Source organism: Plantactinospora sp. KBS50 (assembly GCF_002285795.1).
In the GTDB taxonomy this organism is placed as follows: domain Bacteria; phylum Actinomycetota; class Actinomycetes; order Mycobacteriales; family Micromonosporaceae; genus KBS50.
This window is the reverse complement of sequence record NZ_CP022961.1, coordinates 3,952,398-3,976,205: the sequence shown is the minus strand read 5'-3', so window position 1 is coordinate 3,976,205 and position 23,808 is coordinate 3,952,398. Positions and strand designations below refer to the sequence as shown.

Below are 23,808 nucleotides of genomic sequence, written 5' to 3'. Positions count from 1 at the left end.
CCCGTTGGCTCGCCTTCCCGTTCCGACCCGGCGACATCGTCATCAGCACCCGGTCCAAAAGCGGAACCACCTGGATGCGGATGATCTGCGCCCTGCTGGTCCTGCGAACCCCCGATCTGCCGGCGCCGCTGGCGCAACTCTCGCCATGGCTGGACTGGCTGTACGCCGGAGCATCTCGGCTGGATCGTGCTCAGCTCGCGATTCCGATGGTCTGTCGGATCGTGTCGGGCTGGTTGATCACAGCGATCATGTGGTGGGCGACGTCGGCGCGCGGCACGGTGATGCCTCCTCGAATGTTGCGGTTGAGTGCGGTGCGGTACTGGCCGGTCGCCGGCCTGTCGGTGAGTTTGGGCGGCCGGGAGATCGTCCACTCCAGGCCGCTGTCACGTAGGAGTTGCTCGGTGACGGCGAGGTCGGCGTAGTGCCGGCCGAAAAGGGCGTGGGTCAGTGGGGTTCCCAGGTAACGCATGAAGAAGCCGTCGCCGGGGTCGTGTCGGGGTGGCCTTGGTTGGCCGGGCACCGGCACGGTTCCGACCGGCGCGGCGCTGACGATGATGATCCGCTGGGTGTGGGTTTCCTGCATCGCGGAGATGATCGCGCGGGTGCCCCGGGAGGTGATGCCTGCGTCGGTGCGCGGGTTTCGTGGGCCGAGGGCGGACAGCACGGCGTCGGCTCCGCGGACGGCCGAGGCCAGCGCGGGCTGGTCGGGCCGGGTGAGGTCGACGGCGACCGCGCGGACGTCGGCTGGCAGTTCCTGCGGGCGGCGGGCCACGGCGGTGACGTCGTGCCCGGCGGCGACCGCCTGCGCGACCAGGTGTCGTCCGATGCCGCCGGTCGCGGCGATGACGGTGAGCTTCATCGGTGTCCTCCGGTGGCGAATGCGGCGCGGTGGTCGGCCGCCCACGCGGCGTAGGTGCCGGCCGGGCGGCCCAGCAGCCGCCGCACGGTGTCGGTGGCGGGTCCGGCCTCGCGGGCATGGTCGGCGAGTGAGCCGAGCAGCCGGTCGGGGATCTCGTCGGGGAGGCCGGCCGCGAGCATGTCGCGACGGATCTCCTCCGGGGTGGTCTCAGCGAACGACAGCGCGCGACCGAGTGCCGCGCCGAGCGCGGCGACCTTCTCCGGCTGGCTCAGCGCCCGCTCGCCGGTGAGCGCGTACGTCTGACCGGCGTGGCGCGGGTCGGTCAGGGCGAGGGCGGCCACCGCGGCGATGTCGCGCTCGTCGACGGTCGCGGTCCGCGCCTGCGGGTACGCGCCCCGCACGGTCCCGGTGGCCCGGATCTGCCCGGCCCAGGCGAGGGTGTTGGCGGCGAAGTCGGCGCACCGCAGGACGGTCCAGTCCAGGCCGGAACCCGTGGCGAGATCCTCGGCGGCCTGGAACTGCCGCCGGAAGCGGGCGAGTCCGGCCGGGTACTGCACGGTGATGGCGGACAGCGCGACGACCCTGCTCGCGCCCCGCTCCCGGACGCGATCCAGCAGGCCGACGGCCAGCGGCCCGGTGGCACGCGGACTGAACAGGATGCCCTCCACCCCGTCAAGGGCGGCCATGTGGGTGGGGTGGACGAGCTCGGTCCCCGGGGGGAAGTGCGAGTGCGGGTTGCGGGTGACGGCTGTCACCCTCGCTCCCCGCTCGACCAGGAGTCGGACGGTTTCCCGGCCGACGACGCCGGTGGCGCCGGTGATCAGAAACATCGACAACCCCTCGTGAGTCGTATCATATGAAGGTCATACGATAGTGCTACGAGGAAGATAACATATGAGTTCCGTATCATCCAACCGTGCCGACGACCGACGTAGGCTCACGACGCAGATCAAGGATTCGCTACGAGACCTGCGTAACGAGCTGTCGACACTCAACCGGCAGGTCGGCAACCAGATCGCCGTCAAGGACGGCGATCTGGACTGCCTCGATCTGATCAGTCGGCACGGTCCACTGAGCCCGTCTGCTCTGGCCCGCCTGGCCGGTGTCCACCCCGCCACCCTGACCGGCGTCCTCGACCGCCTCCAGCGCGCCGGCTGGGTGGCTCGCGAGCGGGACGTTCAGGACCGCCGTGTGGTGATGGTTCGAGCGTTGCCGGAACGCAGCCGTGAGGTGTTCCGCCTGTACTCCGGCATGAATTCCGCGCTGGACGAGATCTGTGCCGGATACGACCAGAGCCAACTGGAACTACTCGCCGACTTCATGCGCATGGCCGCCATCGCGGGAAGGAACGCCGCGCAGCAACTCGCCACCGGCGAGCAGGCCGCCCCTCGGTGATGATCATCCCCGTGCCGGCGGTCGTGCAGCGCCGGACCCGGAACCTGGCCTCGGCTCGCTACGGGGCGAGCCTCGTCCAAGCACCCTTTCAGACGTGGCTTCGCGTGCCCTTCCACACGTACAGGTCGCGCAGCAGCGATATCTCGGCCCCGTGGTGGATGACTTCCCGGTGGATGTGCAGGATGAGCTTCGCGATCGGCGCGTCGGCGAACTGTGGCGGCGACAGTTCCCCCTGTGGCCGGGCAATTCCCGCCGCACCGAGGCCGCGGACATCGCGGACCCATGCGTCGTACCCGTGGTCGAGCTGGCGCAGCGCCGCCTCGGCGGTGCCGGGGTAGTCGAGCGTCGGGCGACCGTCGACCGGCACCTGGAAGTGCGGCACGCTCGGCGGCCCGAACACGTCGATGAGGTGCGCCATCCGCCAGGCGATCGTGGTCACCGGCGCGGGACCGGGCGGCGGGTCGGCATGCTCCAACCCGGCACCGTCCAGCCGCGCACAATCCAGCGTGAACTCGCCCGTGCCGATCGACCTGGGTGCGGAACTCCGGCCGCGGCGGCTCAGCGTCCAGCAGCCGGGGACCGGCTGCCAGAAGAACTCGTCATCGGTCAACCCGTCGAGCCGGGGCCGAAGCTGGTACCGCCAGTGCCATTCGAGCTGATCGACAAGCTCCGCGTTCCAGTCAACATCCTCCATGGCTGGGACAGTAGACCGGCCCGCCACCTCACCCTGGCCGGCCGGGCGCGCGGGGGAGTCCGGGCTGCCAGGGGTACGGGAGAAGCGGCGCGCGGGCACCGGATGGGTGAGCCGATCCGGCCGGGTGGGGGCAGACTGGCGGACATGGCTGAACTGAACGACCCGAAGGCCGCGCTGCGACACTACCTCCAGGCCACCCGCGACGACCTGATCTGGAAGCTCGACGGGGTGAGCGAGCGTGAGGCGCGACTGCCGCGCACCGCGACCGGCAACAACCTGCTGGGGGTCGTCAAGCACTGCCTCAACGTCGAGGCCGGCTACTTCGGCGTCACCTTCGGGCGGGAGTTCCCGACGCCGGAGGACCTGGTCCCCTCCTCGGCGTACGAGACGGATCCGCAGGCCGACTGGTACGCGACGGAGGACGAGACAAAGGACGGGCTGATCGACCTGTACCGTCGGGTCGGGGCGTTCGCCGACCAGACCATCGAGCAGTTGCCGCTCGACGCGCCGGGGCGGGTGCCGTGGTGGCGGCCGGGTGGGCAGGACGTGACACTGCAACGGATCATCGTCCACGTGATCTACGACATCGCCCGGCACGCCGGCCACGCGGACCTGATGCGCGAGCAGCACGACGGCGCGATCGGCCTGCGGCGGGAGGACACGAACATCCCCGCCGACCTCGACTGGCCCGCGTACGTGAGCAGGCTGACGACGCTCGCCGACCGGTTCGCATAGCCCCCCGGCGCGCGGCGCCTCAGCGCCGCAGGCAGGACCAACGGCGCCCGGCAGGGGGCAGCCGGCGACAGGGCGCATACATGCGGGAGCGTGGCCCCGGTCGCACCGGAACCACGCTCCCGCATCCCCCCTCGGTGGATCAGGACAGGCCGGAGACGTACCACCAGCCGGTCCGCTGCGTGGCGGGGACGTCCGGACCGACCGACCCCTTGCCCCAGAAGTAGTCGTTCAGGTTGACCAGGCCACCCGGCCCGATCGGACCCATGGTGGCCCAGCGTACGGAACTGGGCTGGTCGTCGATCGATGCCTGCGCCCAGGCCGCCCGCACCGACATCGGCTTGTTCCACCACAGGAACGGCGTCCGCACCATGTAGTTGGCGAAGGTGCCGCCGTGGCTGGCGCTGTGGTACGACACGGTGTCGAAGCTGTTGATCTGGTGCAGCCCGTCGAACGCGTTGCCCCAGCGCTGCCACCATGCCTTCCCGCCCGAGTCGTGAGCCAGGACCAGGCAGGTGAACAGGCTCATCCACTCCACGTCGCCGTTGCCCCAGCGGGCCTCGGTGTTGGACAGGAACGTGTCGTCGGTGCTGCTGCACCCGGAGAAGCTGAAGCCGGTCGGCGACCCGTGGCCCTGCCAGTAGGTCATGTCGACGTGGTCGGTCCAGTTGCTGTCGTGGCCGCTGTACGCCGGGTCCTTGAAGTCGTCCTCCCAGGCGTTCTGGTCGAGCCAGCTGAACTCGACCGGGTAGCCCGCGCTGCTCATCCGGTTGTTGAACGAGGCCAGGTTGCTGCCCGTGTGGGGCAGGCCGGAGCACGGGCCGGTGCCCTCGCTGCCGACGTCGGCCACGCCGTACGCCTGGATCGACGCCTGCAGGCCGGTGGCGCCCAGGCTGTTGGCGCGCAGGCCGTTGTCGCGCAGGCTGTTGTCGCGCGGCGGCGGCGGGGGCGGAAGCTCGGGCAGGCTCGCGTCCACCGCGGCGGGCACGAAGAGGACCTGGGCCGGCGTACCGTCACCGTTCACCCCGGCGCAGCGGAAGCTGGGCTCGACCCGGTCGAGCCTTTCGGCCAGGGCCGGCGCGTAGTACGCGTACGCGGGCTCCCGGACCGTCACGGCCCCGCCCATCGCCTTCTCGCAGCGTTCCCGACCGGCGGCCAGGTCCAGCACCGGTACGGTGCCGTCCGCCACCAGGGTCCGGGTGCTGTACGAGAGCTGGCTGACCGCCCCCGAGCCGTCGAAGGCCACCCGCACCTTGGCGCCGGGTCCCTCGTACGGCAGCTTGTCGAGGGCGAACGAGAAGGCGACAGTGGTGTCCAGCGCGGCCGACACGATCGACTTGCCGTTGCCGTCGACCGATTCGAACGTCGTGTTTCCGACGGTGGCCGTGGCGCCCTCGGGGTACAGCCCGGCCCGGGCGAGCGCCTCGGAGGCGCTCCTGAGTGCCGTCTCGCGGTCGATCGGCTTGATCTTCCTCAACGCCGCCACGTCCAGCAGGCTGGCCGTGGTGGGGTTGCCGTCCTCGTCCTCCCGGCCCTGCCCGCCGTCCACGGTGGGCACCGCCAGGAACGCCTTCTCGTCGGCGAAGCGTACGCTGCCGTCCTTCTCCCGGGCGACGTCGATGCCGAACGCCTTGCCCAGCTCGGCCGCCTGGCCCTCGTCCAGTCCCGCGGCGCGCACGGCGTACACGGGCAGTTCGGTCTCGGCGGCCAGGGCCGAGCCGTCGGTCGCGGTCAGGCCCAGGGCACCGACCATCGCGGAGACCGCGAGCCCGCCACCGAGCCTGCGGGCGGTACCAGATCGGGACTTTCTCGCCGTGGTATGAATTTTCATCCCCTCACCCCTTGAGTGGTTTTTGCCGGGTGGTTGTCCCCTGAGCGCAGGAGTCCGGCGACCCGGCGGTGATACCGGGCCGACCCGAACCTGCCGCTGTCCGCGCTCGACCGACCGGGCCGGATTCCCAGGTGCCGGCCCGCCGTCGTGGCCGCGCGAGCGGCGAACCGCTACGCTGCGCGGTGGTCGAACGGGGCGGCCGAAGACGGTGGTATCAGGACGGCGCCCCTCGTGCTCCTTCAATCGCGGGCGGGAACCCGGCCTGGGCGCACGTTGGCCCAGGCCGGGTGCAGGACGACGACGGTCGTTCGCGGTGGGAGGGTGCGGCGGCGTCGGCGGAGGAGGGGTGATGACCCGGGGCATGCTGGAAGGCGCCACCGTGGACGGACTGACCGATGCCTGGGACACCGCCGCCCGGGACTTCGCCGCCTGGCGGACCGGCGACCGGGCCGGCCTCGACCGGCTGGTACGGCAGATGACGCCGGTGTTGTGGCACATCGCCCGGGCGTACGGCCTGGACCCTCAGACGGCGGAGGACGCGGTGCAGACCACCTGGCTGGCGCTGGTCCGCAACGCCGACTCGGTGCGTGACCCGCAGGCGGTCTGGCGGTGGGCGACCACGACGGTACGCCGCGAGGCGTGGCGGTTGGCCCGCGCGCAGCGCCAGGAGGACGCGGCGGATCCGGCCCGGCTCAACGAGATCGGCCCGGTGGTGCCGGGGCCGGAGGAGCAGGTGCTCTCCGACGACGCCGCGCGCAGCCTCTGGCAGCAGGTCGCCCGGCTGCCCGAGCGGTGCCGGCGGCTGCTGCGGGTGATCGCCTTCGACGACCGCCCCGACTACGCGACCCTGTCGAACCAACTGGCCATTCCCATCGGCAGCATCGGACCCACCCGGGGACGGTGCCTGGACAAGCTGCGTCGGGCGCTCGCCGGCGACCCGCGGCGGAGGGCGCGATGAACAGCGACGACCGTGCCCTGCTGGCAGAGCTGCGCTCGATGTGGGAGACCGCCGACCCGGTGCCGGCGGACCTGGCCACCCGGGCGCTGTTCCTGCTGGAACTGGACGATCTGGACGTCGAGCTGATGTCCCCGAGCCAGGAGCTCGCCACGGCCGGGGCGCGGGGCGCCGAGAGCATCTCGACGATCACGTTCGCCTCCGACCAGCTCACCGTGATGGTCACGATCTCGCACTCCGGGCCGCAGCGGCACCGGCTCGACGGCTGGCTTGCGCCCGGCGTCGCGCTGCGGGTCGACCTGCGCGCCGGGTCGGAGGTCCGCGAGAATGTCGCCGACGCGAACGGCCGGTTCGTCTTCACCGACGTACCGTCCGGGTTCTTCCAGCTTGTCATCCATCCGACGGACCACCCCGCGGTGCGGTTGACCCGCCCGCTGGTGACGCCCGCGACCCAGCTCTGACCTCCACCCGCCGATCGAGCCGAAAGCTTATACAGTGTCCGCTGCATACAAGCCGTCCGACGACGAACGGTCGCTCGGGGACGCCGACCCGCTGCTGCCGCCACCCGGGGTGTTGTCCCGGTACGGCGCCCGGGTGCTCGACCCCGCCAGCGCCGTCCAGCTTCCGGGCCAGCGCCTGCGCCCGACCGCGTACCTTGCCGACCGCCTGCTGGTGCGCTCCGACGCGGTGGGGGAGGTGCGCGAGCTGCTGGACGAGGCGGCGAAGCGGCTGAACCTGACCGTCGAGTTCGAACAGCGCGACGGCAAGGGCTATCCGGTCAGCGGTCTGCTGGCCCGCCTCGCGCCGGGCGAGCGACCCGCGGTGGTGGACGCCTGGCAGGTGCTCCAGGAGGCCCGGGCCGCGGCCCGGGAGCGCGGCACCACGCTGCGCGGGGTCGGCCTGGACCATCTGATGTTCGGCACCACCGCGGTCTCCGGCAACCCGTACCACGAGGCCAACCCGTACCACGAGGCGAACCCGTACCACGAGGCCAACCCGTACGGCGCGCCCGCCACCCAGTACGCGGACCCGGCCTTCGGCGGCACCCGGCCGGTGGCGGTGATGCTGCCCCGCCCGCGCGGCGCCGGCTCAACCGGCCGCCGGTGGTGGCGGTCCTGGACACCGGTTGCGGCGAGCATCCGTGGCTGACCGAGGCCGTGGTCCGCGACGTGACCATGGTGGACGCCGGCAGCACCATCCCGGTCGGCCACGCCAGCCCGGACCCGGAGGACCGGGGGACATCAGCGGCCCGATGGACGGCGTACGCGACGCGCTGGCCGGGCACGGCACCTTCATCTGCGGGCTGGTGCACCAGACCTGCCCGGACGCGCAGATCCTGGCCATCCGGATCATCCGCTCGGACGGCCGGATCGACGAGTCGGACCTGATCCGCGCGCTCGACCAGGTCTACGAGCTGGCCCGCCGGCACGCCGCGGGGGAGCCGAACGGCCGGCCCGTCGACATCGTCTCGCTGTCGCTGGGCTACTACCACGAACTGCCCGAGGACCTGGAGTACGACTCCGTGCTGCTGGAGGTGCTCGACCGGCTCGCCGGTCTGGGCATCGTCGTGGTGGCCTCGGCCGGGAACGACGCCACCACCCGGCTCATGTTCCCGGCCGCGTTCAGCACCCGGTCGGACCCGGCGCGGGCTCCGCTGGCGGGGTGGGGGCGCTCAACCCGGACGGCCGGACCGTGGCGCTGTTCAGCAACAGCGGTCCGTGGGTCACCGCCTGGCAGCGTGGCGCCGCTCTGATCAGCACGGCGCCGGTGACGTTCCAGAACGGTCTCAACCCGCTGGCGCTGACCGCCGATCCGAGCGGTCGGCAGCGGGCCACCATCGACCCGGACAGCTTCCGCTCCGGTTTCGCGGTCGGCACCGGTACGTCGTTCTCGGCGCCGGTCTTCGCCGGCTGCCTCGCGGCCCGGCTGCTCAGCCTGGCCGACGCCGGCACACTGTCCCTCGACGACACCAGCCCGGCGGCGGTGACGCGCCGCTCGATGGCCGTGGACGAGGTGGCCGCACAGGATCCTTGGCCCTTCCTGTCCCCGGAGCCGGCCGGGTAGCTGCCACAATGGCGCGGTGGAGCTGCAGCGGGCGGCGGAACTGCATGAGCGGGCGATCGCGGAGAACGCGCGGGGTCGGCACGCGCTGGCCCGACGGCTGCTGCACCAGGCGTTGCGGAACGATCCGGATCCGCAACGCCGCGCGCACATCCTGATCAGCCTCGCCTATCACGAGGCCGAGCGGCGGAACCTCGCCGCCGGTCTCGACCTGCTCCGCGCGGCCGAGGCGGTGCCGCGGCTGCCCCGCCGGCTGCGGGGTCTGGCGGCCAGCCAGCGCGGCCTGCTCTACATGCGAGCCGGCCAGGTGGACGAGGCGGTGGAGGGGTTCAGCGCCGCGCTGCGGCTGCTCGACGGGTCGGCGCCGCACGACGTCTGCCGGGCGCTGCTCAACCGCGGCATCCTGGCCATGCAGCACGGCGGGTACGCCGCGGCCAAGGCCGACTTCGCCCGTTGCGCCGGCCTGGCCCGGCGCAACGGGCTGGACCTGCTGGGCGCGAAGGCCGCGCACAACCTGGGCTACCTGGCGCTGCTCTCCGGCGACCTGCCCCGGGCGCTGCGCGAGATGGACGCGGTGGCGCCCTCGCTGACCGGCCAGTCGCCGGTCTACGCCGCCGTCTACCACATCGACCGGGCGCAGGCGCTGCTGGCCGCGGGGCTGTCCCGGGAGGCCGACGAGGATCTGGCCCGGGCGGTCGAGCTGTTCCGCGCAGCCCGGGTACGCCAGGATCAGGCCGAGGCCGAACTGGCCCGCGCCCAGGTGGCGATGCTGGAGCAGCGGTGGGCCGACGCCCGCGCGCTCGCGGCCCGCGCCCGGCGGCGGTTCACCGACCGGGGGGCGGCCAGTTGGGCGCTGCTGGCGGCGCACGTGTCGGTGGCCGCGCGGGTCGAGCAGGGTCTGCGGCCGGGGTCCGCGGCGACCGAGGCGGCCGGCCTCGCCGACCAGCTCCAGGCGGCCGGCCTGGACGAGGACGCCCGCCGGGCGCGGCTGACCGCGGCGCTTGCCGCACTCGCCGGGCCGCACCGCGGGTCGGACCGGGCCAGGCCGGACCGCGGGTCGGACCGCGCCGGGCCGGAGCGCGGGTCGGACCGCGCCGGGCCGGAGCGCGGGTCGGACCGCGTCGAGCGGGCCGCCGAGCTGGCCGGTACGGCGCTGCTGCTGCGCCGCGACGATCCCATCGGGACCCGCCTGTCGGCCCGGCTGGCCCGGGCCGCGCTGGCCGAGGCCCGCGGTGCGACCGCCGCGGCGAACCGGGAACGCCGCGCCGGCCTCGCCGACCTGCACCGATACCAGGCGTCGTTCGGCAGCCACGACCTGCGTACGGCGGCGAGCGGGCACGGCCGCCGGCTGGCCGCCGACGGCCTCGGCTGGGCGCTGTCCACCGGCCGGCCGGCCGAGGTGTTCCAGTGGGCGGAGCGCGCCCGGGCGCTGTCGGCCCGGCTGGCCCCGGTGCTGCCGCCGGCCGACGAGGAGGCCGCCGCGCTGCTGGAACAGTTGCGCCACGCCCGGGTCGAGCTGCGCGCGCAGGCGCTGGCCGGCCGGGTCGACCCGAGCCTGCGGGCGCGGTGCCGGCGGCTGGAGCAGCGCATCCGGCAGCGTTCCTGGTACGCCTCCGGCGCCGGGGAGACCACCGAACCGGCGCCGCTGCACCGGCTGTGCGGGCAGCTCGGCGCCGCCGACGCCACCTTCGTGGCGCACCTGCTCTCCGGCGACCGGCTGCACGCGCTGGTGGCCACCGGCCGGCGACAGACGGTCCGGGATCTGGGACCGGCCGCCGCGGCCATCGAGACGCACCGGCAACTGCGGCACGACCTCGACGCGCTGGCGGTCAGCGGGCTGCCGGAACAGATCCGGGCGACCGTCCGCAGCGCCAGCCGGGCGGCGGTGCGCCGGCTGGACGCGCTGCTGTGGGAGCCGGTCCGTCCCCTGCTGGCCGGTGGCCCGCTGCTGCTGGCGCCCTCGGCGGACCTCGCGACGGTGCCGTGGACGATGCTGCCCACGCTGCGTGGCTGCCCGGTGGCGGTGGTCGCCTCGGTCACCGCCTGGCTGGACCGCCGCGACTGCGGTGGGCTGCCGGCCTCGCCGCGGGTCGCCCTCGCCACCGGCCCGGGGCTGGCGCGCGGCGCCGACGAGATCCGGCTGGTGGCCAAGACCTGGTCGCTGAACCCGCCGGAGGAGGAGGCCAGCACCGCCGACGTGCGGCACGCGGCACGGGTGGCCGACGTGCTGCACATCGCCGCGCACGGCGTGCACGAGCCGGACAACCCGCTCTTCTCCCATCTGGGTCTGGCCGACGGGCCGCTGTTCGGCCACGACCTGCAGGCGCTCGGGCGGCTGCCGGAACACGTCGTGCTGTCGGCCTGCGAGCTGGGTCTGGCCAGTACCCGACCCGGCGACGAGACGCTGGGGATGACCGCGTCGTTCCTGCACGGCGGCGCGGGCAGCGTGGTGGCCGGGGTGGCCCGGATCGCCGACGCCGCGGCGTACCAGGTGGCGCCGGCGCATCACGCGGCGCTCAGCCGTGGGCTGTCCCCGGCGGCGGCGCTGGCCGCGGCGACCGCGGCGGTGGACGCCGACGCGGATCCGGTCCCGCTGGTCTGCTTCGGCGCCGGTTGGTGAGGACCCACCCCGGGAACCGGGGGGCTCGACCGGGTCTGGCCTGATCCGCACCGTGTGTTGCCTCGGTGCGCTTTGGTGCTGATTGGCGCCCGATCACGGAGACCATCGCTTCCTTTCAAACTCGTTGCCTCGATTTTTCGTCGTCCAGTCCAACTATTGCGTATGTGTGTCGTGCGCTGGCATCATGGCCGTCAATTCTCAGCACGCTCAGGTTCTCGCCCCCATACCCGAGGCAACGCCACCTGGCCCGGCCGCGCCGCCCATCCCGGGACGTTCCACGGATGGGCGCACCGCACCGAGGTCGTACCGTCCCCCACCGAGCGGAAGAATGAGGCATCCGATGGACCGAGACACCGGCGCGGCACGGCCGGGCCGGCGCCGCGTGGCGACCACCACCGCCACCGCGCTGATCACCGTCGTGGGCGTCCTGGCCGGCGTACCGGCCGGCGCCCAACCCCCGAGCGGGCCGGCGGCCCCGGCGCCACCGCCGCCACCCGGACCGGCGCCGCCGGTGCCGCCCCCGCGGTCACCCGGGCCGCACTCGACCCGGCACTTGTCGCCGGGCGCGGCGCCCGGGTCGGCTTCGTCGAACAGGAGGCCGAGAACGCCGCCACCGACGGCGAGGTGATCGGCCCCGACCGGGCCGCCTACACGCTGCCGGCCGAGGCGTCCGGCCGGATGGCCGTGCGGCTGCTCCCCGGCCAGCACGTCGAGTTCACCCTGCCGGCGGCGGCCAACGCGATCACCGTGCGCTACAGCATCCCGGACGCGCCGACCGGCGGCGGCAGCACCGCGCCGCTCGCGGTCGCGGCCAACGGCCGGCACCTGCGCACCATGACGCTCACCTCCCGGTACGGCTGGCTCTACAACCAGTACCCGTTCAGCAACGACCCCGGCGCCGGCCTGCTGCACCCGGACTGGTGGATCACCGAGTGCTCCTGCGTGCCGGCCGACACCACCCCGTACCCGAGCATCGACACGCCGTTCCGGCCGCAGCACTTCTACGACGAACAGCGCCTGCTGCTCGGCCGGACCTACCGGGCCGGGGACCGGATCCGGCTGACCGCGCCGGCCGGCAGCTCCGCCGCGTGGACCGTCATCGACCTGCTGGACTCCGAACTGGTCGCCCCGCCCCGGATCCGGCTGCGCGCGGTGAACGTGCTGGCCCTGGGCGCCGACCCGACCGGCCACCGGGACGCCGCACCGGCGATCGAACGCGCGATCACCCTGGCCCGGCTGGCGAAGCTGCCCGTCTACCTGCCGCCGGGCGTCTACCAGGTCAACCGGCACATCGTCGTCGACGACGTGACGATCGAGGGGGCCGGCAGCTGGTACACCCTGATCAAGGGCCACGAGGTGACCCTCTCCGAGCCGGCGCCGGACGGTTCCGTGCACACCGGAGTCGGCTTCTACGGCCGGGACGCCGCCGAGGGCGGCAGCCACGACGTGCACCTGTCCGGCTTCGCCATCGAGGGCGACGTGCGCGAGCGCATCGACACCGACCAGGTCAACGGCATCGGCGGCGCGTTCAGCGACTCCACCTTCGACGGGCTGCACATCCGGCACACGAAGGTGGGCATCTGGCTGGACGGACCGATGCGCAACGTGCGGATCACCAACACCATGATCGTCGACCAGATCGCGGACGGGCTGAACCTGCACACCGGCGTCACCGACTCGCTGGTGGCCGACACCGTGATCCGAAACACCGGCGACGACGGGCTGGCCATGTGGTCGGAGGGGACCGGGAACGCCCGCAACACCTTCGCGCACAACACCGTGCAGTCGCCGGTGCTGGCCAACGGCATCGCGATCTACGGCGGCACCGACAACACGGTCTCGGACAACCTGGTCGCCGACCCGGTCCGCGAGGGCAGCGCGCTGCACGTCGGCTCCCGGTTCGGCGCGGAACCGTTCACCGGAACGCTGTCGATCACCGACAACACCACGGTACGGGCCGGCACGTACGAGCTGAACTGGAACATCGGCCTCGGCGCGATCTGGGTGTACGCCCTGGACCGCGACATCGACGCGCGGATCGAGGTCACCGGCGACGCGTACCTGGACAGCACCTACAACGCGATCATGCTGGTCACCGAGTGGTCGGTGAAGGACCTCTACTCGATCAGCGACATCCACTTCCGGGACGTCCAGGTCGACGGCACCGGCACCTCCGTGCTGAGCGCGCGCAGCGCCGGGGCCGCGTCCTTCCAGAACGTCGACGCCCGCAACGTGGGGGCGGTCGGGGTCAACAACTGCGGGTCGTTCAACTTCACCCCGGCCGGCTCCGAGTTCGGCCTGACCGACCTCGGCGGCAACGACGGCGGCTGGCTCGCCGACTGGCTGCTGCCGAACACCATCACCTGCGACGACCGCCCGCCGGTCGTACCGCCGCCCCCGCCGGCGGCCTGGTGAGCCCGCGCCGCCGGCACCCCGCCCGGGTGCCGGCGGCGCGTCCGGCCATCTCTCATCGAACTCACATGCCGCTGTGTGAGGGTGAGCGGATGCGCGAGGCGGCCCGGGTGCTGGTCGTCGACGACCAGCCGAACATCGTCGACATGCTGGCCACCGTGCTGCGCTTCCACGGCTTCCAGGTCAGCACCGCCGGCAGCGCCGCCGAGGCGGTACGGTGCGCGGCGGAGCACCGCCCGGACGTCGTGGTGCTGGACGTCATGCTGCCCGACGGCGACGGCTTCGACGTCTGCCGCGAGCTGCGGGCCGGCGGCCACGAGATCGGCATCGTCTTCCTCACCGCCCGGGACGCGCCCGGCGACAAGATCAACGGCCTGACGTACGGCGGCGACGACTACGTCACCAAGCCGTTCTCCGTCGACGAACTGGTGGCCCGGGTACGGGCCGTGCTGCGCCGGATCCGGCCCGCCGCCGGGCAGCCGCAGCCCGGCGTGCTGCGCTTCGCCGACGTCGAACTGGACGAGGAGGCGATCCAGGTACGCCGGGCCGGGCGGCTGGTGGAACTGTCCCCGACCGAGTTCAAGCTGCTGCGATACTTCATGCGACACCCCAACCGGGTGCTGTCCCGCGCGCAGATTCTCGGCGAGGTCTGGAGCTACGACTTCGGCGGCACCTCCAACGTGGTGGACACCTACGTCGGCTACCTGCGCCGCAAACTGGACCAGCACGGCCCGACCCTGATCGCCACCCGGCGCGGGTTCGGCTACACCCTCACCGAGGGCTGACCGGTGGGACGCTGGTCGCTGCGGCGCTCGCTGCTGCTGGGCATGCTCGCCGTCACCGCCGTGGTGCTGCTGGTCACCGGCGCCGGCACCGCGTTCGCGCTGCGCGGCTACCTGCTGGCCCGCACCGACGACCAGCTCGACATCGCGGCCCGCTTCGCCCAGCAGCGCCTCGGCCAGCTCGACGGCGTACCGGCCCGCGGCAGCCTCCAGGCGGTCATCGCGCCCTCGGACTACCTGCTGGAGCTGCGCCGGCCGGACGGCTCGCTCACCCGGATGGGCAGCCTGCAGTCCGTACCGGGCCGCCCGCTGCTGGACCGGGCACCCCCGGCGCCGCCGGACGGGAACCTGTCGCCGGCCACGAACCTGGCCGACGGCCGGTACCGGGCGGTGGTCGGCCGCACCGCCGACGGCGGGTCGGTGCTGGTGGCGCTGCCGCTGGAACCGGTGCGCGCGACGATCCGCCAGGTGCTGCTCACCGAGATCGCGGTGGGACTGGCCATGCTGCTGCTGCTCGCGGTCGGCGGCCGGCTGCTGGTCGCCCGCGGCCTGCGGCCGCTGGACCGGATCACCGCGACGGCCACCGCGATCGCCGACGGCGAGCTGGACCGCCGGGTACCGCCCGGCCCGCCCGAGCGGACCGAGGTGGGCCGGCTGACCCTGGCCGTCAACGGCATGCTGGCCCGGATCGAGACGGCGCTGCGGGCGCGGGCCGCCTCCGAGGACCGGATGCGCCGCTTCGTCGCCGACGCCTCGCACGAGCTGCGCACCCCGCTCACCTCGATCCGCGGCTACCTGCAGCTCCTGCGGCAGGGCATCGTGGGCGATCCCGACCGTCCCGAGGTGCTGCGCCGGGCCGAGGACGAGGCCCGCCGGATGGGCGCGCTCGTCGACGGCCTGCTCTTCCTGGCCCGGCTGGACGCCGAGCCGGCCCTGCGGCACGAACCGTTCGACCTGGTGGCGCCGCTGCGCGACTCGGTGTCGGACCTGCTCGCGGTCCAGCCCGGCCGCCCGGCCCGGCTGGAGCTGCCACCGGCCTGCCGGGTCCGCGGCGACGAGGACGCGCTGCGGCAGGTGATGGCCAACCTGCTGGCCAACGTGCGTGTGCACACCCCGCCGGACGTGCCGGTCACGGTCGCGCTGCGCCCCGCCGACGGGTACGCCGAGGTCGAGGTCGGCGACCGCGGACCGGGCGTACCGGCGGAGCTGGCCGGCCGGGCGTTCGACCGGTTCACCCGGGGCACCGGCACCGGCGGCGGACCCGGTGGTGCCGGTGGTGGACCCGGTGGTGCGGGTGGTGGACCCGGTGGTGCCGGCGCCGGCGGTGGCGGTGGGTTCGGCGCCGGCGGCGCCGGCAGCGGGCTCGGGCTGGCCATCGTCGCCGAGATCGTGGCGGCGCACGGCGGGACGATCGGGCTGGACTCGTCGCAGCGCGGCACGACCGTCCGGTTCACCCTGCCGCTGGCCGACCCGGACCCGGGCGCGGCGGGATGAACGGCGCGCCGATCCCCGGGGCGACCGCCGGGTTGAGCGGCACGCCGGACGCCGGGCCGGACGCCGGGGTGAGCGGCGCGCCGGACGCCGGGCCGGTCCCGGGCCGGCGGGTTGTCGCGGCCGGCCGGGCTCATCGGATCCGGGCCAGGCTCACACCGGTCTCTCATCGCCGTCCCGCCGGCCTCCGCGATTGCGCTGGTGCAGTGGACGGGTGCCCGTACCCCTGCCCCGCCGGCTGCTGCCGACCCGCCGCCGGTGGACCGTGCTGATCGCGACGCTGTCGGCGGCGGCGCTGCTCGGCGGCGCGGACCGGGTGCTCGCCGCGGTGGCCGCCGGCCGGCTCGCCGAGCGTCTCCAGTGCGCCGTCGGGACGGACCGGCGTCCCGACGTCACCGTGCACGGCTTCCCGTTCCTGGCCCAGGCGCTGACCGGACGCTACCGCGGGCTGGACGTCACCGTCCGGGACCTGCGGCACGGCCGGCTGCACCTGGCAAGCGTCCACGCGTCGCTGCGGGACGCCGCCCTGACCGGCTCGACCATGTCGGTCGGCGCCGCCCGGATCGAGGCCGTGGTGCCGTTCACCGCGCTGCCGGCCCGGATCGGCGACCGTACGGTGAGCTACGGCGCCTCGGACGGCCTGCTCGCCATCACCACCGCGGTGACCCTCGTCGGGCAGTCACTGCCGGTGACGCTGCTCGGCCAACCCGAGATCACCGACGGGACGTTGCGGATCGAGCCGCGCGAGGTCGAGGTGCTCGGGGTACGCCGCCCGGCCGAGCAACTGCTCGACCGGATCGGCCTGCGCGAGCGCCCCAGCCAGGCACTTCCCGAACTGCCGGCCGGGCTGCGGTACGCCTCGGTCGGCGTCCGGCCCGACGGCATGATGATCACGGTGACCGGCGCCGGGCTGTCGGTCCCGCTGCGCGCCCCCGGCACCCCGGCGGCCTCCGGGTCGCCGGCCGCCTCCGGGTCGCCGGCCGCCTCCGGGTCGCCGGCGGCCTCCGGGTCGCCGCCCGCATCGCCGGCGGCCTCGTCCTCCTTTTCCGGCACTCCGTCCGTCGCGCTCCCGGTCCCGCCGGCCGGGCGCCCCGTCCCGTCACCCGAACCCTGTGGAGCACAGCGATGAGCACGATCGAAGACGGCGTCCTGTACCGGCTGCTCGGCCGGATCGGCCGGGCCTGCGCCGGCCATCCCCTCCGGGCGCTCGCAGTCTGGGCGCTGCTGATCGCCGGCCTGGTCACGGCGGTCGCAATGGCCGGGCGGCCCACCGACAACGACGTCGACCTGCCCGGCAGCGACGCGCAGGCCGCCCGCGACCTGATCGAGCGCGGTGACCCGGACGCCGCCAACGCCAACGCCCAACTGGTCGTGCACATCGACGCCGGCCGTCTCGACGACGCCGCCAACACCGCCGCGCTGACGGCCGCCGCCACCCGGATCGCCGACGTCGAACACGTGGTGCGGGTCGTACCGCCCTCGGCCGAGCGGGGCACCCTGAGCACCGACGGGCAGACCGGATATCTCACGCTCGGCTTCGACGTACAGCCGCGCAACCTGGACCAGCCGCTCGCCGACGCCGTCGTGGCCGCCGCGGCCCCGGCCCGGGACGCCGGCATCGAAACCGTGCCCGGCGGGCCGCTGGCCGCCGCCGCGGACCGCACCAACGCGCGTACCAGCGAACTGCTCGGCATCGGCGCGGCCGTGGTCGTGCTGCTGTTCGCCTTCGGCGGGCTGGTCGCGGCGGCGCTGCCGATCGTCACCGCCCTGTTCACCCTGGCCGGCGCGCTCAGCGTGATCGGCCTGGCCGGCCACCTCACCGGCATCCCCACGGTGGCCGCGACCCTGGCCACCATGGTCGGCCTGGGCGTCGGCATCGACTACGCGCTGTTCCTGGTGACCCGCCACCGCCAGCAGCTCACCCTCGGCACGCCCGTACCGGAGGCCATCGCGCACAGCGTGGCGACCTCGGGCAGCGCCGTGCTGTTCGCCGGCGGAACGGTGATCATCGCGCTCGGCGGGTTGGCCGTCGCCGGCGTACCGCTGCTGGCGACCCTGGCCTGGACCACCGGCATCGCCGTGCTGTTCGCGGTGGCCGGCGCGGTCACCCTGCTGCCCGCGCTGCTGGCCCTGCTGGGCACCCGGGTGGACGCCCTGCGGGTGCTGCCCCGGCGCGCCGGGGCCGGTCGCGGCGGCTGGGCCCGGCTGGCCGACGCGGTCAGCCGCCGCCCCTGGCGCTACGCGCTGGCCGCCGCCATCCTGCTGGGTACGCTCGCGGCGCCGGCCCTCGACCTGTCGCTCGGGCAGATCGACGCCGGCAGCAACCCGGCCGGCAGCGCCAGCCGGCGCAGTTTCGACCTGCTGGGCGAGGGCTTCGGCCCGGGGATCAACGGCCCGCTGACCGTCGCCCTGCCGCTCGACCCGCCGGCCACCGGTCCGGCCGATCCCCGGCTCGCGGCGCTGACCGGTGCCGTCCGGGCCGTACCGGGAGTCACCCAGGCCGCCCCGGCGGCGCTCACCGGCACCTCGGCGGCCACCGTCCGGGTCACCCCCGGCACGGCGCCCGGCGATCCGGGCACCGCCGACCTGGTCCGGGACCTGCGCGCCGTACGCGTGGACGGGGTGGCCCCGCACGTCGGCGGGGCCGTCGCCACCCGGGTCGACCTGGCGCAGCGACTGGGCGCGCGGACGCCCGCGGTGATCGGCGTGGTGGTCGCGCTCTCCGCGCTGCTGCTCCTGCTGGCCTTCCGGGCGCCGGTGGTGGCGCTGAAGGCGGCGGTGATGAACCTGGTCTCGATCGGCGCCGCCTACGGCGCGCTCACCGCGGTCTTCTCCTGGGGCTGGGGGCTGCGGCTGCTCGGGCTCGACGGGCCGGTGCCGATCGAGAGCTACGTCCCGACCATGCTGTTCGCGCTGCTGTTCGGGCTCTCCATGGACTACGAGGTCTTCCTGCTGACCGCGATCCGGGAGGCGTGGCAGCGCACCGCCGACAACACCGCGGCGGTCCGGGAGGGTCTCGCCGGAACCGGGCGGGTGATCACCTCGGCCGCGTTCATCATGGTGGTGGTCTTCGCCAGCTTCACGCTGCACAGCGACCCGGTGATCAAGATGTTCGGCCTGGGCATGGCCGTCGCCGTCGCGGTGGACGCCACGGTCGTGCGCGGTCTGCTGGTGCCGGCCACCATGGCGCTGCTCGGCCCGGTCAACTGGTGGCGGCCGGCCCGCCGCCGCGCGGCTCACTCCGCTGGCCCTGAGTCCGCCGGCCCTGAGCCCGCCGGCCCTGAGACCGTGAGCCATACGCCAGGTACCGCAAAGCATCCGTCCGAGGTACCCGGCGTATGACCGAGGGTGCGGCCGGGCCGTGCGCCTCAGTCCGCGGTGGAGGGTTCGAGGGTCCCGTCGGTGAGGGCGTCGGCGATGTCCCGGGCCAGGGCGGCGCCGGTGGAGGCGACCTCGTCCAGGGTGGAGCGGAACTCGACGAGTCCCGCGAAGATCCTGCCGTACGTCTGCTGCTGGCTCAGCGGTAGCACCGGAATGCTCAGCCGGCGGATGTCGATCCGCAGGGTGCCGTTGGTGGACCGGCCGGCCAGGCGGAGGTTGCCGGTCCGGGACACGACCCCGGCGACGAACCACGGGTCGAACCGCGCCGGGTCGACGCGTACCAGTTGGACGCCCGGACCCGGTTCGGCGCCGACCTGTGCGGGAGTGGCCACCCGGGCGTGGATCCGGCGTCCGGTCAGCGGCATGAGGATGTCGCCGGGCAGGACCCGCGGCTCCGGGGCGTCGTCGCCGGCCCGGTCGGCCGTGCCGGTCGGCGGGCCGCCGGTGATGACGTCGGTGGTGGTCAGGACGGGCCGGACGCCGATGCCGGGGGTGCTCTGGCGGCGGGCGGTCGTGCGGTGGACGGCGATGGTGCCGGACCGGATCAGGTCGGCGATGTCGGCGCGGGGGACCGCGCGCAGCGCCGTGGTCTCGGTGGGGCGCAGGGCGGGCAGGCCGCGCCGTACGTTGTCCAGGCGTGCGGCGAGTTCGTCGATCCGCCCGATGATCTCGTCCGGGCTGGTGGACGGCTCGCCGGCCTGCGGCAGGTAGCGCTGCGGGGTCAGGTCGACCTGGTCGTCCAGCATCTCGATGGCCGGCACGGCGCGGTGCACGCCGGGCCGCTCGACATGGTTGCCGGCCAGGTGGGCGCGCCACGCCTCGCCGACGATGTCGGGCAGTTGCCGCCCGGTGGCGGCGGTGGTGTCGACGACCAGCAGCCGGTCGGCGGGTGGCTGCCGGGGGTCGGGTTGGGCGAGCGCCCAGACGTGCAGGCCGAGGCCGGTGGGCGGCATGAGCCCGGCGGGCAGCGCGATGATCGCGCGGAGCGCTCCCCGGCGTACCAGTTCGGCGCGGATGCGCCGGCCGGCGGGGCGCAGCGCGGCGGCGGGTGGCATGAGCACGACGGCGGTGCCGCCGGGGGAGAGGTGCGCGAGCGCGTGTTGGACCCAGGCGAGTTCGGGTTCGGTGCGCGGCGGTAGGCCGTAGGCCCAGCGGGGGTCGTAGGCGAGCTGGTCGTAGCCCCAGTCGTGGATGCCGAAGGGGAAGTTCGCGACGACGACGTCGGCGCGCAGGCCGGGCACGGCGTCGGCGAGCAGGCTGTCGCCGACGTGTACGGCGGGTGGTTGCGCCGGCTGTCCGTTCCGGCGGGCGCGGAGGTGGACGAACCACAGGCGGATCAGGGTGATCAGGGCGTACTGGGGTTTGATCTCCTGCGCGTGGCACCGGGTGTCGGTGCCACGACGCAGTGCCTGGTCGGCGGCCATCCGCAGGATCGATCCGGTGCCGCTGGTGAAGTCGAGGATGTCCGGTCCGGAGCCGGCGAGGGTCAGCATCACCTCGGCCACGGTGTCCGGGGTGCCGGCGAGGCCGGACAGCGGATTGGCCGAGGTCACGTACCGGCCGTGCAGGTATTCGAAGGCGGTCTCCGGGTCGTGTTCGGCGGCGAGCCGGTCGACGGCGCTCAGCAGGCCGGTGAGCTGCGGCGTCCAGCGGTCCGGCAGCGCGCCGCGGACCAGGTCGGCGATGCCGGCGTCGATGCCGCGCAGCCGGGCCAGGAGCTGCTTCGGAGTGGGTGTGGCGTCGCCGGTGGGCTTCTGCGCCCGGACGAGCAGGTGGCAGCCGGCGATGGTGAGGGCGTCGGTGAGTTGCGCGGCGGGCTGGTAGCTCTCGATGTGCTGCCAGGCCAGGTGTCTGGCGTCGGCGTGGTGCAGCCGGCCGTGCCGGCGGAGCCACTGCTCGACCTCGCGGGCGTCGAAGGACGGGCTGTTCGGGGTGCCGCCGACGGGTGCGGGGAAGTCGGCGTACCGGCGGCGCCAGTTGCTGACCGCGGCGCGGCCGACGTTGGCCAGTCGGGCGATGCCGCTGGCGGTCAGCGTGGCCGCGCCGCTGGGCGCGTCGGCGTCGGTTGTCATACGTGAACGCTAGCATGTTGCGGCCGCTTGTTTACATGGTTCACAGATGACTGATTGCCCGGCTCACAGGCGCCGGCTGACCTTGGAGGTACCCATGCCACGTCGCGGTCGCAGCACCACCGTCGGGAAGTTCGCCAAGCGCCACCAGGACCAACGGGTCTCCGAGATCCGGGTGCTCGGCGACCTGCTGCGCCGGGAGCGGACCGACGGAGCCCACCCGGACGTCCCGGTGGCCCCGGTCGCCCGCCCGCTGCCGGCCTGACCGGCCACCGTCCCGATCGGACGCCGGGACGGGACCCGCAGGCCCGTCCGCTGGCCCCGTCCGCACGACCATCTCCACGGCTGTTCCCACTGTTTCCACGACCGAAGGAGGACCATGAACACGCTTGTTCGCCACCACCACGCCATCAACCGCTTCCGCATCGACCTTCCCGCCGGTCGGGTACCTGCGCGCCGGCGCCTCGCGGTACGCCACCGCCCACCGTGGCCGGGCCGCCCACCGCGGCCGGGTCGTCACCCCCGAGGAGTACGCCCGGGTGCGGCTTGACCCCCGGGTCGGCCGGCTGATCGCCGACGCCTACGAGGCGGCACCGGCGAGCGACCCGCGGGCGTACCGGGCGTACGCCGCGTTCTGCCGGGAGACCGTGCGGCAGTACCACTTCCTGGTGGGCCGGGTCGAGTTCGGTGGCCTCGGGCTGACGGTGCGGATCGTCGACGAGGACCCGTACCGGGACGCCGACGAGATGGTGGCCGACGTGCGGGAGCGCCGGCTGAAGGTGTGGTCCAGCGCCGCGACCGGCAACGCGCACCCGTACCTCAGCGACGGCGAGAACGACATGTTCCGGGCCGTGCACGACGCCTTCGGGCACGCGGCCAGCGGCCGGGGCTTCGACGGGGACGGCGAGGAGGCGGCCTGGTTGAAGCACAGCACCATGTATCCGCCGCTGGCGCGCCGGGCGATGACCACCGAGACCCGCGGCCAGAACTGCGCGCTGATCTTCCGGTACGGCGGCGGCCGGTTCCCCAGCCAGAAGGCGGTGCTGCTGCCCGGGGCGGTCAGTGATCCGGGCCGGCTGATCGCGGCGCTGACCGGGGCCGGCCCGCGGTGAGCCGGGCGATCTCCGCGCGCACGGCCCGGACGGCGGGGTGTTCCGGCCCGTCCAGCTCGGTGCGGTCGCGCAGCAGCGCCTCCAGTTGCCGGATCGCCCGGTCGTGCTCGCCGAGTCGCACGTGCACGCGGGCGGCCCGGAGCCGGAAGTCGAAGACCGCCGGCTGATCCGCGCCGTGCCGGGACGCGTGGCTGGAGGCGAGCCGCCGCCACTGCCGGGCGGCGGCCCGGAACTCCCCGACCGCCTCCAGCCGCTCGGCCTCGGCCACGGCCCGCTCGCCGTCCGCCTCGCCGTCCGCCTCGGCGTCCGCGTTCCCGGGACGCGGCGCCGGGGCGGCGGCAAGCGGGGTGGCGGCGGGCGGGACGCCGCCGGGCTGCGGGACCTGGCCCACGATCGCGGCGTACGCCCGGACCGTGCTGGCGGGATCGAGCACCCCGGGCAGCGGCCGCAGGTCGCAGGCGAGCGGCGCCAGTACGTCGTACACCTCGGCGGCGCTGCCGGGCCGGTCCTGTGGGTCGACCGCCAGCAGCGCGTGGATCAGGTCGTCGAGTTCGGCGGGCAGGTCCGGCCGCAGCTGGGTGGGCCGGGGTGGCGGGCCGGTGAGCTGGCGTTCGAGAAGCGTCCGGGTGCTGTCGGCGTCGAAGGGTTCCTGGTTGGTGAGCAGGTCGAAGAGGGTGGCGCCCAGGCAGTACAGGTCGGTGCGGTGGTCGGTGTCGGCGCCGTTGAGCTGCTCGGGGGCCATGTAGCCCAGGGTGCCGAGCACCTGTCCACTTTCGGTGATCCGCGAGTAGCGCCCGTCGGCGGGCGCCACGGCCAGCCCGAAGTCGAGCACCTTGACCGCGCCGCTGCGTTCCAGCATCACGTTGCTCGGCTTGATGTCCCGGTGCACGAGGCCGATCTGCCGCGCGCTGAGCAGCACGCTGCCGACCTGTGCGCCGATGGCGGCGACCCAGCCGACCGGCAGCGGCCCCTGCTCGTTGACCAGGTCGGCGAGGGTGACGCCGTCGATCCGCTGGATGACCGCGTAGAGCCGGCCGTCGTGCTCGCCGAAGTCGTACACGGCGGGCACGCCGGGGTGGTCGAAGCGGGCCGTCAGCAGCGCCTCGCGGCGGAACCGGCGTGCCTGATCCACCCCGAGCCCGCCGACCGTCTTCACGATGACCGGCCGGTCGAGCAGGGTGTCGTGGGCCGGCCAGACCTCGCCCATTCCCTTGTGCGCCAACGGATATCGGCTCAACCGGTACCGGTTCTTGAGGCTCCCGCCCGCTATCACGCCGGTCAGCTTAGCCGCTACACCGGATCGGTCATGCCGCAGTGTACGTCAGCAACAAGACAAGGGCTTGCAAACACAGTTCACAATGTACGAGACTCTGCTCGTCCACGGCGGGCGGTCGCCCGCCGGAGGCTCGCGACA

The 23,808-nt window shown here is 74.0% G+C and carries 21 protein-coding genes; 15 read left to right on the top strand and 6 right to left on the bottom strand.

Translation table 11 applies throughout. From position 1 onward, the window contains the following. Nucleotides 1-190 precede the first annotated feature (190 nt). Together CIK06_RS17280 and CIK06_RS17275 are read right to left on the bottom strand one after the other, a co-directional pair. Nucleotides 191-859, bottom strand: coding sequence for an NAD(P)-dependent oxidoreductase (locus CIK06_RS17280; protein ID WP_095565698.1), 669 nt, complete (start codon nt 857-859; stop codon nt 191-193). Continuing rightward, entirely contained in the window at nt 856-1,689 is an 834-nt protein-coding gene (locus tag CIK06_RS17275) for an NAD(P)H-binding protein (RefSeq protein WP_095565697.1), read from the bottom strand. The genes CIK06_RS17280 and CIK06_RS17275 overlap by 4 nt, the downstream gene beginning before the upstream one ends. Nucleotides 1,690-1,753: 64 nt before the next feature. Here CIK06_RS17275 and CIK06_RS17270 point away from each other — a divergent pair, with 64 nt between their 5' ends. Then, the gene (locus CIK06_RS17270; protein ID WP_095565696.1) at nt 1,754-2,254 is read left to right on the top strand and encodes a MarR family transcriptional regulator; all 501 of its coding nucleotides are present in this window, start codon (nt 1,754-1,756) and stop codon (nt 2,252-2,254) included. An 88-nt stretch (nt 2,255-2,342) separates the two neighbouring features. Here the strand turns inward: CIK06_RS17270 and CIK06_RS17265 are convergent, their stop codons facing one another. After that, nucleotides 2,343-2,948 (bottom strand): DinB family protein, encoded by a 606-nt coding sequence (locus CIK06_RS17265; protein WP_095565695.1) that lies wholly within the window; start codon nt 2,946-2,948, stop codon nt 2,343-2,345. 144 nt (nt 2,949-3,092) lie between these two features. Here CIK06_RS17265 and CIK06_RS17260 point away from each other — a divergent pair, with 144 nt between their 5' ends. After that, nucleotides 3,093-3,683, top strand: coding sequence for a DinB family protein (locus CIK06_RS17260; protein WP_095565694.1), 591 nt, complete (start codon nt 3,093-3,095; stop codon nt 3,681-3,683). A 139-nt stretch (nt 3,684-3,822) separates the two neighbouring features. On the opposite strand, the gene CIK06_RS17255 is transcribed toward CIK06_RS17260, so the two are convergent. Next, complete coding sequence (locus CIK06_RS17255; protein ID WP_095565693.1) at nt 3,823-5,433, bottom strand: DUF6345 domain-containing protein; 1,611 nt, start codon at nt 5,431-5,433, stop codon at nt 3,823-3,825. 427 nt (nt 5,434-5,860) lie between these two features. Here CIK06_RS17255 and CIK06_RS17250 point away from each other — a divergent pair, with 427 nt between their 5' ends. The 11 genes from CIK06_RS17250 (at nt 5,861) to CIK06_RS17200 (ending at nt 19,174) form a co-directional block, all read left to right on the top strand. Then, nucleotides 5,861-6,469, top strand: coding sequence for an RNA polymerase sigma factor (locus tag CIK06_RS17250; RefSeq protein WP_095565692.1), 609 nt, complete (start codon nt 5,861-5,863; stop codon nt 6,467-6,469). Then, complete coding sequence (locus tag CIK06_RS17245; RefSeq protein WP_095565691.1) at nt 6,466-6,927, top strand: hypothetical protein; 462 nt, start codon at nt 6,466-6,468, stop codon at nt 6,925-6,927. Before CIK06_RS17250 ends, CIK06_RS17245 begins: the two co-directional genes overlap by 4 nt. Nucleotides 6,928-6,961: 34 nt before the next feature. Then, complete coding sequence (locus tag CIK06_RS17240; protein ID WP_095565690.1) at nt 6,962-7,615, top strand: hypothetical protein; 654 nt, start codon at nt 6,962-6,964, stop codon at nt 7,613-7,615. A 103-nt stretch (nt 7,616-7,718) separates the two neighbouring features. Then, nucleotides 7,719-8,219, top strand: a complete 501-nt coding sequence (locus CIK06_RS17235; RefSeq protein ID WP_095565689.1) for a S8 family serine peptidase — start codon at nt 7,719-7,721, stop codon at nt 8,217-8,219. Nucleotides 8,220-8,233: 14 nt separating this feature from the next. Beyond that, the gene (locus tag CIK06_RS17230; RefSeq protein ID WP_198347910.1) at nt 8,234-8,530 is read left to right on the top strand and encodes a hypothetical protein; all 297 of its coding nucleotides are present in this window, start codon (nt 8,234-8,236) and stop codon (nt 8,528-8,530) included. Nucleotides 8,531-8,546: 16 nt separating this feature from the next. Then, complete coding sequence (locus tag CIK06_RS17225) at nt 8,547-11,147, top strand: CHAT domain-containing protein (RefSeq protein WP_095565687.1); 2,601 nt, start codon at nt 8,547-8,549, stop codon at nt 11,145-11,147. A 624-nt stretch (nt 11,148-11,771) separates the two neighbouring features. Next, nucleotides 11,772-13,562 carry a glycosyl hydrolase family 28-related protein gene (locus CIK06_RS17220; protein WP_232533684.1) on the top strand — a complete coding sequence of 597 codons (1,791 nt, stop codon included), beginning with the start codon at nt 11,772-11,774 and terminating at the stop codon, nt 13,560-13,562. Between the two features lie 65 nt (nt 13,563-13,627). Continuing rightward, on the top strand, nt 13,628-14,344 hold the full coding sequence (locus tag CIK06_RS17215) for a response regulator transcription factor (RefSeq protein ID WP_232533683.1): 717 nt from the start codon (nt 13,628-13,630) through the stop codon (nt 14,342-14,344). Nucleotides 14,345-14,347: 3 nt separating this feature from the next. Next, on the top strand, nt 14,348-15,835 hold the full coding sequence (locus CIK06_RS17210) for a cell wall metabolism sensor histidine kinase WalK (RefSeq protein WP_198347909.1): 1,488 nt from the start codon (nt 14,348-14,350) through the stop codon (nt 15,833-15,835). A 211-nt stretch (nt 15,836-16,046) separates the two neighbouring features. Beyond that, nucleotides 16,047-16,961, top strand: a complete 915-nt coding sequence (locus tag CIK06_RS17205) for a DUF2993 domain-containing protein (protein WP_198347908.1) — start codon at nt 16,047-16,049, stop codon at nt 16,959-16,961. Beyond that, nucleotides 16,958-19,174: an MMPL family transporter gene (locus CIK06_RS17200; protein ID WP_095565683.1), complete on the top strand. Its 2,217-nt coding sequence runs from the start codon at nt 16,958-16,960 to the stop codon at nt 19,172-19,174. The genes CIK06_RS17205 and CIK06_RS17200 overlap by 4 nt, the downstream gene beginning before the upstream one ends. A 26-nt stretch (nt 19,175-19,200) precedes the next feature. On the opposite strand, the gene CIK06_RS17195 is transcribed toward CIK06_RS17200, so the two are convergent. Beyond that, entirely contained in the window at nt 19,201-21,285 is a 2,085-nt protein-coding gene (locus tag CIK06_RS17195) for a class I SAM-dependent DNA methyltransferase (RefSeq protein WP_095565682.1), read from the bottom strand. A gap of 94 nt (nt 21,286-21,379) precedes the next feature. On the opposite strand from CIK06_RS17195, the gene CIK06_RS29480 reads away from it, so the two are divergent. Then, nucleotides 21,380-21,547: a hypothetical protein gene (locus tag CIK06_RS29480; RefSeq protein WP_157756811.1), complete on the top strand. Its 168-nt coding sequence runs from the start codon at nt 21,380-21,382 to the stop codon at nt 21,545-21,547. 124 nt (nt 21,548-21,671) lie between these two features. Next, nucleotides 21,672-22,394, top strand: a complete 723-nt coding sequence (locus tag CIK06_RS17190; RefSeq protein WP_232533682.1) for a hypothetical protein — start codon at nt 21,672-21,674, stop codon at nt 22,392-22,394. Here the strand turns inward: CIK06_RS17190 and CIK06_RS17185 are convergent. Further along, nucleotides 22,342-23,667: a serine/threonine-protein kinase gene (locus CIK06_RS17185; protein ID WP_232533681.1), complete on the bottom strand. Its 1,326-nt coding sequence runs from the start codon at nt 23,665-23,667 to the stop codon at nt 22,342-22,344. The genes CIK06_RS17190 and CIK06_RS17185 overlap by 53 nt on opposite strands. Nucleotides 23,668-23,808 lie beyond the last annotated feature (141 nt).